7 protein-coding genes are annotated in these 9,239 nt (G+C 70.8%); 5 read left to right on the top strand and 2 right to left on the bottom strand.

Going from position 1 to position 9,239, the window contains the following annotated elements:
- Window positions 1-109: 109 nt before the first annotated feature.
- Window positions 110-1,297: a xylose isomerase gene (gene xylA / locus AB0N73_RS03235; protein WP_363560305.1), complete on the bottom strand. Its 1,188-nt coding sequence runs from the start codon at window positions 1,295-1,297 to the stop codon at window positions 110-112.
- A gap of 69 nt (window positions 1,298-1,366) precedes the next feature.
- Between xylA and AB0N73_RS03230 the strand changes: the two genes are divergently transcribed.
- Window positions 1,367-2,527 carry an ROK family transcriptional regulator gene (locus AB0N73_RS03230; RefSeq protein ID WP_363560303.1) on the top strand — a complete coding sequence of 387 codons (1,161 nt, stop codon included), beginning with the start codon at window positions 1,367-1,369 and terminating at the stop codon, window positions 2,525-2,527.
- A 16-nt stretch (window positions 2,528-2,543) separates the two neighbouring features.
- On the opposite strand, the gene AB0N73_RS03225 is transcribed toward AB0N73_RS03230, so the two are convergent.
- Window positions 2,544-3,539: a LacI family DNA-binding transcriptional regulator gene (locus tag AB0N73_RS03225; protein WP_363560301.1), complete on the bottom strand. Its 996-nt coding sequence runs from the start codon at window positions 3,537-3,539 to the stop codon at window positions 2,544-2,546.
- Between the two features lie 202 nt (window positions 3,540-3,741).
- On the opposite strand from AB0N73_RS03225, the gene AB0N73_RS03220 reads away from it, so the two are divergent.
- Genes AB0N73_RS03220 through AB0N73_RS03205 form a run of 4 tightly spaced genes read left to right on the top strand, consistent with a single transcriptional unit; the run spans window position 3,742 to window position 9,234 of the window.
- On the top strand, window positions 3,742-5,028 hold the full coding sequence (locus tag AB0N73_RS03220) for an extracellular solute-binding protein (RefSeq protein WP_363560299.1): 1,287 nt from the start codon (window positions 3,742-3,744) through the stop codon (window positions 5,026-5,028).
- Window positions 5,029-5,039: 11 nt separating this feature from the next.
- On the top strand, window positions 5,040-6,056 hold the full coding sequence (locus AB0N73_RS03215; protein WP_363560297.1) for a sugar ABC transporter permease: 1,017 nt from the start codon (window positions 5,040-5,042) through the stop codon (window positions 6,054-6,056).
- Window positions 6,053-6,928: a carbohydrate ABC transporter permease gene (locus tag AB0N73_RS03210; protein WP_363560295.1), complete on the top strand. Its 876-nt coding sequence runs from the start codon at window positions 6,053-6,055 to the stop codon at window positions 6,926-6,928. The genes AB0N73_RS03215 and AB0N73_RS03210 overlap by 4 nt, the downstream gene beginning before the upstream one ends.
- Window positions 6,928-9,234, top strand: a complete 2,307-nt coding sequence (locus AB0N73_RS03205) for a glycoside hydrolase family 3 N-terminal domain-containing protein (protein WP_363560293.1) — start codon at window positions 6,928-6,930, stop codon at window positions 9,232-9,234. Before AB0N73_RS03210 ends, AB0N73_RS03205 begins: the two co-directional genes overlap by 1 nt.
- Window positions 9,235-9,239 lie beyond the last annotated feature (5 nt).

Below are 9,239 nucleotides of genomic sequence, written 5' to 3'. Positions count from 1 at the left end.
GCCTTGACGTCTCCCCCTTCTCTGACCCGCGTCACACCCCCCCGGCGCCGAGACGGCGGGTTTAACCCACGGTCTCGGCGCGAAAGTGCTGTCTCGCGGGTCGGGTGGGTCAGCGGGCTCCGAGCAGGTGCTCGGTGGCGAGCTGCTGCAGACGGACGAAGCCGAAGCCCTGACCCCCAAAGTACGCGGATGCGTCGAAGTCCTCGTAGGCGGCGCGGTCGGCGAGGAGGTCGTCGTAGCTCTCGCCGGCGCCGAGCGTGGGCTGCGACAGCTCGGGAACGCGGGATGCGGCGAGCGCCTCCTGCACCTCGGGGTCGGCGCGGAAGGCCGCAGCGCGCTCCTTCAGCAGCAGGTAGGTGCGCATGTTTGCGGCGGCCGAGTCCCAGACCCCGGTCTCGTCCTCCGTGCGGCTCGGCTTGTAGTCGAAGTGACGCGGCCCCTCGTAGGCGGGCACACCACCGGGGCCGCCGTTCTCGAGCAGGTCGACGAGCGCGAACGCGTTGTGCAGGTCGCCGTGACCGAAGACGAGGTCCTGGTCGTACTTGATGCCCCGCTGGCCGTTGAGATCGATGTGGTAGAGCTTGCCGTGGTACAGCGCCTGGGCGATGCCGGCGGCGAAGTTGAGACCCGCCATCTGCTCGTGGCCGACCTCGGGGTTGAGGCCGACGAGCTCGGGACGCTCGAGCGAGTCGATGAACGCCAGCGCGTGGCCGAGCGTGGGCAGCAGGATGTCGCCGCGCGGCTCGTTCGGCTTCGGTTCGATGGCGAAGCGGATGTCGTAGCCCTTGTCGGTGACGTAGTCGCCGAGCAGGTTGACGGCCTCGCGGTAGCGCTCGAGCGCAGCGCGGATGTCCTTCGCGCTGTCGTACTCGGCGCCCTCGCGACCGCCCCACATGACGAAGGTCTTCGCGCCCAGCTCGGCGGCGAGGTCGATGTTGCGCAGCACCTTGCGCAGCGCGAAGCGCCGCACCTGGCGGTCGTTCGAGGTGAAACCGCCGTCCTTGAAGACGGGCGCCGAGAACAGGTTGGTGGTGACCATCGGCACGATCACACCCGTGTCGGCGAGCACACCCTTGAGACGGTCGATCTGGTGCTGACGCTCGGCATCGGTCGAGCCGAACGCGAACAGGTCGTCGTCGTGGAACGTCAGGCCGTAGGCGCCGAGCTCAGCGAGCTTCTCCACGGCGTGCACGACGTCGAGCGCCGGACGGGTGGGGCCGCCGAACGGGTCCGCACCGTTGTAGCCGATGGTCCAGAGGCCGAACGAGAACTTGTCGGCGGGTGTGGGGGTGGGCATGACGCTCCTTCGCGAGGGTCCCGACACGGGATGTATATGTTGTTGATCGCAACTTACTACACTGTTGTCATGGACGCCATGGGGATGCGGCAGCGCAATCTGTCTCGGATGCTCGAACTGCTGCACCGCGAGGGCTCGCTCTCGCGCGCCGCCCTCACCGAGGCCACGGGGCTCAACCGGTCGACGACGGCGGCTCTCGTCGCCGAACTGGCCGGTCAGCGGCTGGTTCGCGAAGATCCTCCCGATCCCTCGCGCCGCGCCGGTCGCCCCTCTCCGATCGTCGCCGTCACCCCCCATGCCGTCGTGATCGCGGCGAACCCCGAGGTCGACGCGATCGTGGTCGCGGCGGTCGCGCTCGATCGCACCGTGCTGGCCCGCCACCGTGTGGCGTTCGCCGCTCCCCCGACGCCCGCCGACACCGTCGCGCTGCTCGCCGAGCTCGTCGCGCAGTGGCGCGACGGCGAGCTGGCGGACCACCGGATCGTCGGCATCGGGCTCGCCGTGCCCGGACTCGTCCGCGCCGAGGACGGCGTCGTCCGCGACGCCCCGCACCTGGGATGGCGTGACGTGCCGCTGGCCGCGCAGGTGCGGCAGGCGACGGGGCTGCCGACCGCCATCGGCAACGACGCGAGCCTCGGCGCGCTCGCCGAGCACCGGTACGGCGCGGCGGTCGGTGCGGCCGACGTCGTCTACCTCAACGGCGGCGCCAGCGGCATCGGCGGCGGGCTGATCGTCGGCGGCATCCCGCTCGGGGGCGCGGGCGGGTACGCGGGCGAGTTCGGCCAGAACAGACCCGGCATCGAAGACCCCGCCGATCGCCGTGTGCCGGGCGGGGTACTGGAGGACGAGGTGAACCGGGCCCGGCTGCTCGATGCGCTCGGCCTCGACGCCGCCGACGAGCCGACACTGTCGGCGGCACTGCTCGACGCGACGGATGATCGCGTCACGGCCGAGACGACACGGCAACGCCGGATCCTGGCGACGGCGCTCGCCAACGCGGTCAACGTGCTCAATCCGGATGTGGTCGTGCTCGGCGGTTTCCTCGCCTCGCTCGCCGGCATGGACCTGGGCGACCTCGGCGCGGCCGTCCGCGCGCAGGCGATGCCGGCCTCCGCCGAGCGTCTGGAGCTGCGATCGGCCTCGCTCGCCGAGGACCGTCTCCTCGTCGGCGCGGCGGAGCTCGCCTTCGCCCCGCTGCTGGCCGACCCGCTCCAGCCGACGGGCGCCTGAACCCCCGAGCCGGTACTCAGCGCGGCGGCGCGGTCGTCGCGCGGGCCACGAGTCGGGTCGGCAGCCGGATGTGGGTCTGGTCCGGCGTCTCGCCGCCGAGCAGGGCGAGGACGAGCTCGGTCGCGACGGCGCCGAGGCGCTGCATCGGCTGACGCACGGTCGACAGCGGCACGGCGGCCCGCGAGGCCTCGGGCACGTCGTCGAAGCCGACGACCGAGAGGTCGTGCGGCACCGAGAAGCCCCGCTCCTGCGCCACATCGATGATCGACAGCGCCGAGAGGTCGTTCGCCGCGAAGATGGCGGTCGGCGGATCCTCGAGCGACAGCATCCGCAGGGCCGCATCGCGGGCGATGTCGCCCTCGTAGCGCCCCACCCCGACGAGCGCGGGATCGAGGGCGATGCCGGCTTCCGCGAGGGCGGCACGATAGCCGGCGTCGCGCGCCGTGGCGGAGCGCAGGTCGGGGCGGCCGGCGATGAACCCGATACGCCGGTGGCCGAGCTCGACCAGGTGACGCACGGCTTGCTGCGCTCCCCCGAAGCTGTCGGACTCGACGGTGGGGAGATCGGCGCGCCCGGTGTGGGGATCGATCGCGACGATGGGCACGTCGGAGGTGACGTTGACGATAGTCGGGGTCACCATGATCGCGCCGTCGATGAGCGTGCCGCTCAGCCTGCTGAGGGATCGGCGCTCCCACCCCGCGCCGTCGCGATGGGAGCCACTGTAGGCGAGCAGGTCGTACGGGGTCTCGGCGAGCGCGCGTCCGACGCCCTTGAGCACCTCGGCCGAGAAGGGCTCGAAGTCGGCCACGAGCACCCCGATGACACCGGTGCGGCGCGAGCGCATGCTGCTGGCGACGAGGCTGGATTCGTAGCCCAGCGCGTCGACGTGGTGCATGACGCGCGCCATGGTCTCCGGCGCCACCCCGTACCGGCCGTTGACGGCCTTGGAGACGGTCGCGACCGACACCCCTGCAGCCTCGGCCACATCGTGGATCGTCACGCGTCGTGTCATGCCCGGGAGCCTAGCCCCCTGGAAAAGGTTTTCGAAAACGTTTGACACCCCGAAGGGGCGTTGCGACACTGACTGCGCCCCGGACCTCCGGGAGCATCGCACGGCAGCCGGTCGGGGCAGCGACGCCCGACGCCGTCGTGCTTCCTACCGCACACCGCCCGTCGAACCGGGCGACTCGATGAAGAGAACAGGGTGGAATCACATGAGAACCAGCAGAATCGTCCTCGGCGCGGCAGCACTCGCCGTCGGGGCACTCGCACTCGCCGGATGCAGCGGCGGCTCGTCGGGCACGGACGCGGACGGCAACGTCACGCTCACCTTCTGGCACAACTCGACCACGGGCGACGGCAAGCAGTACTGGGAGGACACGGCCGCGGCCTTCGAGGCCGCCAACCCCGGCGTCACGATCGAGATCCAGTCCGTGCAGAACGAGGAGATGGACGGCAAGCTCCAGACGGCCCTGAACGCCGGCGACGCCCCCGACGTGTTCATGGCCCGCGGCGGCGGCAAGCTCGCCGACGTCGTCAAGGCCGGTCAGGCGATGGATCTCACCGAGGGCCTCACCCAGGCGACGAAGGACGCGGTGGGCGGGTCGCTCTCGGCGTTCGCCCTCGACGGCAAGAACTACGGCGTCCCGGTCGCCGTCCTCCCCTCCGGCATCTTCTACTCAGCCGACCTCTTCTCCGAGGCCGGCGTGTCCGCCCCTCCCGCCACCATCGACGACCTCGAGGCCGCCGATGCGCAGCTGCGGGATGCCGGGATCGCCCCGATCGCCGTCGGCGCGAAGGACGCCTGGCCCGCCGCGCACTGGTACTACAACTTCGCGCTGCGCGCCTGCTCGCAGGACACCCTCGACGAGGCGGCGAGCAGCCGGTCGTTCGACGACGCCTGCTGGCTGACCGCGGGCGAGAATCTGCAGTCGTTCATCGAGACCGAGCCCTTCACCGACGGCTTCCTGACCACGACCGCTCAGCAGGGCGCGGGTTCGTCCGCGGGCCTGCTCGCCAACCACCAGGCGGCGATGGAGCTGATGGGCGCGTGGAACCCGGGCGTCATCACCGACCTGACCCCCGACAAGGCACCGCTGGCCGACCTGAAGTGGTTCCCCTTCCCGGAGGTTCCGGGCGGCGACGGCGAGGCGGGCGCGATGATGGGCGGCGTCGACGGCTTCAGCTGCTGGGTCAACGCTCCCGCCGAGTGCGTGGACTTCCTCAACTTCATCGTCGAGAAGGACAACCAGGAGGGCTACGCCGACGCGTTCAAGACCCTCCCCGCATCCGTCGAGGCGCAGGGCGTCGTGGCCGATCCGGCACTGGTCGACGTCCTGGCCGCCTACAACGAGGCGCCGTACGTGGTCGTCTGGCTCGACACGCTCTACGGACAGAACGTCGGCAATGCGCTGAACGTCGCCGTCGTCGACATGTTCGCGGGCAAGGGCGATGCGCAGGACATCGTCGACGCCGTGAACGCCGCGGCCGCGAAGTCCTGAGGGAGCACCCCATGGCTTCCGTCCGTGAAGACGTGATCCCCGTCGCCGATCCGGCGGAAGTCCCCCTCGCGGCCGGGGGCGGTGCCCTCACACCGCCCCCGGCCCCGGGCACCCGTCGCCGCCGCGAACGCTGGGCCATCCGCGGCGAGCTCGCGATCCTGCTCGGCCCCGCGCTCATCGTGTTCGTCGCCTTCGTCATCCTGCCCGTCGCGCTGGCCGCCTACTACGGCTTCTTCAGCTGGTCGGGCTACGGCGCCCCCACCGACTTCGTCGGCATCCGCAACTACGTGACGATCCTCACCGACAGCGCCTTCCACGAGGCGCTCGGGCACAACGCGTTCATCGTGGTGATGTCGCTGATCCTCCAGGGCCCGATCGCGATCGGTCTGGCGCTGCTGCTGAACCGCAAACTCCGGTTCCAATCGCTCATCCGGGTGCTGATCTTCGTGCCGTACGTGATCTCCGAGGTCGTCGTCGGCCTGGGCTGGAGCCTCATGCTGCAGTCCAACGGTGCGGTGAACGGCCTGCTCGAGAAGCTCGGGCTCGGCGCGCTCACCGCCGACTGGATCTCCGATCCGGCACTCGCGATCTGGACGCTGATGGTCATCATCACGTGGAAGTACATCGGCTTCGCCGTCATCCTCTTCCTCGCGGGACTCCAGGGGATCCCCGAGGAACTGTCGGATGCGGCGGCGATCGACGGCGCCTCGTACTGGCAGATCCAGCGCTACATCGTGCTGCCCCTCATGGGGCCGACCATCCGCATCTGGGCGTTCCTGTCGATCATCGGCTCGCTGCAGCTCTTCGACCTGGTCTGGATCATCTGGGGCCAATACGTGGCCTCGACCGCCGGCACCTCGACCATGGCGACCTACATGGTGGCCAACGGCCGCAACGCCGGCAGCTTCGGCTACGGCAGCGCCGTCGCCGTTGTGATGTTCCTCATCTCGCTCGCCATCGCGTTGATCTATCAGCGCTACGTCCTGCGCCGCGACACCGCGGGCGCCGTCACGGGAGGAGCGAAATGACCGCCACCGCCGCCCTCATCGCGCCGGGCGCTCGCCGCCGGCCGCCCGCCGGTCATCGGCCGTCCCGCTCGTACGCGATCTACTTCGTCGCGTTCGTGCTGGTCGCGCTCATGCTCGCGCCGGTGGCGTACATCGTGCTGGGAGGGTTCCGCTCCAACTCCGAGATCACCCTCGATCCGTCGGGCCTCCCGGTCGTCTGGAACATCGGCAACTACCTCGACGTGCTCGCCAGCGGCGTGTTCTGGCGTCAAGTCGGCAACTCCGCCATCGCCGCGCTCGCGACGACCGCGTTCGTGGTCACGCTCGGGCTCATGGCGGCGTACGCGCTCTCGCGCTACTCGTTCCGCGGCCGCGGCGCCTACTACGCCCTGTTCACGGCGGGGCTCATGTTCCCCATGACGGTCGCGATCACGCCGCTCTACATCCTCGTGCGCGATCTGGGGCTCATGAACTCCCTCGCGGGCGTCATCGTGCCCCAGATCGCCTTCGCCCTGCCGATGACGATCATCATCCTCGTGCCGTTCCTCGGCGCCATCCCCGCCGAACTGCAGGAAGCGGCATCGATCGACGGATGCGGCCGGCTCGGCTTCTTCTGGCGGATGGTACTGCCGCTCGCGGTTCCGGGCGTCATCACCGTCGGCATCCTCGCCTTCATCGGAAGCTGGAACTCCTACATGCTCCCCCTCTTCATCCTCAACAACGAGGCCGCCTTCACACTGCCGCTGGGCACGCAGGCGTTCGCATCGCAGTACTCGGTCGACACCGCGAAGGTGCTCGCCTTCACCTCGCTGTCGATGATCCCCGCGCTCGTGTTCTTCAGCCTCTTCGAACGTCGCATCGTCGGCGGGCTGACCGGGGCGGTGAAGGGCTGATGTCGATCGAACAGGATGCGGCGGTGACCGCGGCCAGCGCCCGCGTCGTCGACCTGCTGGCACAGATGACGCTCGACGAGAAGCTCGCGCAACTCGTGGGGTTCTGGGTCGATCAGGGCGACGAGGTCGTGGCCCCGATGGCCGGCGAGATGGCCTCGTCGACCCGGTACGCGGATGCGGCAGCGCACGGCATCGGCCACCTCACGCGCGTGTACGGCACACGCCCCGTCGTGCCCGCCGAGCGCGCCGCCTGGCTGCGCTCGGAGCAACGACGCCTGCGCGCCGAGACGCGGCTCGGCATCCCCGCCCTGGTGCACGAGGAATGCCTCACCGGCCTCGCCGCGTGGCAGGCCGCCACCTTCCCGACCCCGCTCGCCTGGGGCGCGGCGTTCGATCCGGAGCTCGTCGCCGAGGTCGCCGAGGCGATCGGCGCGTCGATGCGCGCGCTGGGCGTGCACCAAGGCCTCGCACCGGTGCTCGACGTCGTGCGCGACCCCCGGTGGGGGCGCGTCGACGAGTGCATCGGCGAGGACCCCTACCTCGTCGGCACGATCGGCACCGCCTACGTCCGCGGTCTGCAGGATGCGGGTGTGCACGCGACCCTCAAGCACTTCGTCGGCTACTCCGCGTCACAGGCGGGACGCAACCATGCCCCGGTGCACGCGGGGCGCCGGGAGCTGCAGGATGTGTTCCTGCCGGCGTTCGAGATGGCCGTGCGGGACGGCGGCGCGCGGAGCGTCATGAACTCCTACGCGGAGATCGACGGGGCCCCCGTGGCCGCGTCGGCCGAGCTGTTGACCGGCCTGCTGCGCGACGACTGGGGCTTCGACGGCGTCGTCGTCTCGGACTACTTCTCGGTCGCGTTCCTCGAGACGATGCACCGGGTCGCCGCGGACCGCGGCGAGGCGGCGGCGCTCGCTCTGGCCGCGGGCATCGACGTCGAGCTGCCTACCGGCGACGCCTACCTCGAGCCGCTCGCCGAGCGCGTGCGCGACGGCCGCGTCCCGGTCGCCGACGTCGACCGGGCGGTTCTGCGAGTGCTCGCACAGAAGGAGGAGCTGGGACTCCTCGACGAGACGTTCGACGAGCCGGCACCCGCATCCATCGACCTCGACACGCCTCACCACCGTGCACTCGCGCGACGGCTCGCCGAGGAATCGATCGTGCTGCTGTCTAACGACGGCGTGCTGCCGCTCGCCCCACCGGAGCGCATCGCGCTCATCGGGCCGAACGCGGATGCGGCGGCGGCGCTGATGGGCTGCTACTCGTTCGTCAACCATGTGCTCGCCCACCACCCGGGCGTCCCCGCAGGATTCGAGATCCCGACGCTCCGCGAGGCGCTCGGCGCGCGGTTCCCCGATACGGCCATCGACCGCGTCGAAGGCTGCGCGGTTGAGGGCGATGATCGTTCGGGCTTCGCCGACGCCGTCGCCACGGCACGCGCCGCATCCGTCGCCATCATCGCCGTCGGCGACCGCGCCGGGCTGTTCGGTCGCGGTACCGTCGGCGAGGGAAACGACACCGAGACGCTCGACCTGCCGGGCGTCCAGCGCGAACTCGTCGAAGCCATCGTCGCCACCGGCACACCCGTCGTGCTGGTGGTCCTCTCCGGTCGGCCGTACGCCATCGGATGGGCGCTCGACGGCGAGACGGTGCCCGCCGCCGTGCTGCAGGCCTTCTTCCCGGGCGAAGAAGGCGCCACCGCCGTGGCGGCGATCCTCTCCGGAGACTCCTCGCCCTCGGGTCGACTCCCCGTCTCTCTCCCGCGCTCGGCCGGGGCACAGCCCTTCGGCTATCTGCATCCGCCCCTCGGTGGGCCGAACGCCATCACGAGCGCCGACAGCACGCCGGTGCGCCCGTTCGGGTTCGGCCTCTCGTACACCCGATTCGCGCACCGCGATCTGCGGGTCGACGACGACGCGACGACGTCGGCGGGGTTCCGCGCTCGCGTCCGCGTGGAGAACGTCGGCGCCCGCGCCGGCGTCGAGGTCGTGCAGCTGTACGCGCACGACCCCGTCGCCTCGCTCACGCGTCCCGTCGCGCAGCTGGTCGGCTACGCCCGGGTCGCGCTCGAACCCGGTGAGGCGGCCGTTGTCTCGTTCTCGGTGCCCGCCGCCCGTCTCGCGTTCTCGGACCTGACGTACCGACGGGTCGTCGAGCCGGGACGGATCGAGGTGTGGACCGGCCCCTCGTGCGCCGTGCGCGCAGCCGAGAGCGCGGTCGCTCTCACCGGCGACGTCCACGCGATCACCGCGCGCGACGAACGCCTGACGACCGTGGCGGTCGGGCACGTCGGCTCGTCCTGACGCAC

This window comes from Microbacterium sp. NPDC089189 (genome assembly GCF_040685095.1).
Lineage (GTDB): Bacteria > Actinomycetota > Actinomycetes > Actinomycetales > Microbacteriaceae > Microbacterium.
This window is presented reverse-complemented; position numbering and strand designations above follow the sequence as displayed.

Coding starts and splice junctions, on each gene's coding strand:
- AB0N73_RS03220 (WP_363560299.1), top strand. CDS start 3,742: ATGAGAACCAGCAGAATCGTCCTCGGCGCGGCAGCACTCGCCGTCGGG.
- xylA (WP_363560305.1), bottom strand. CDS start 1,297: ATGCCCACCCCCACACCCGCCGACAAGTTCTCGTTCGGCCTCTGGACC.
- AB0N73_RS03225 (WP_363560301.1), bottom strand. CDS start 3,539: ATGACACGACGCGTGACGATCCACGATGTGGCCGAGGCTGCAGGGGTG.
- AB0N73_RS03230 (WP_363560303.1), top strand. CDS start 1,367: ATGGACGCCATGGGGATGCGGCAGCGCAATCTGTCTCGGATGCTCGAA.
- AB0N73_RS03210 (WP_363560295.1), top strand. CDS start 6,053: ATGACCGCCACCGCCGCCCTCATCGCGCCGGGCGCTCGCCGCCGGCCG.
- AB0N73_RS03205 (WP_363560293.1), top strand. CDS start 6,928: ATGTCGATCGAACAGGATGCGGCGGTGACCGCGGCCAGCGCCCGCGTC.
- AB0N73_RS03215 (WP_363560297.1), top strand. CDS start 5,040: ATGGCTTCCGTCCGTGAAGACGTGATCCCCGTCGCCGATCCGGCGGAA.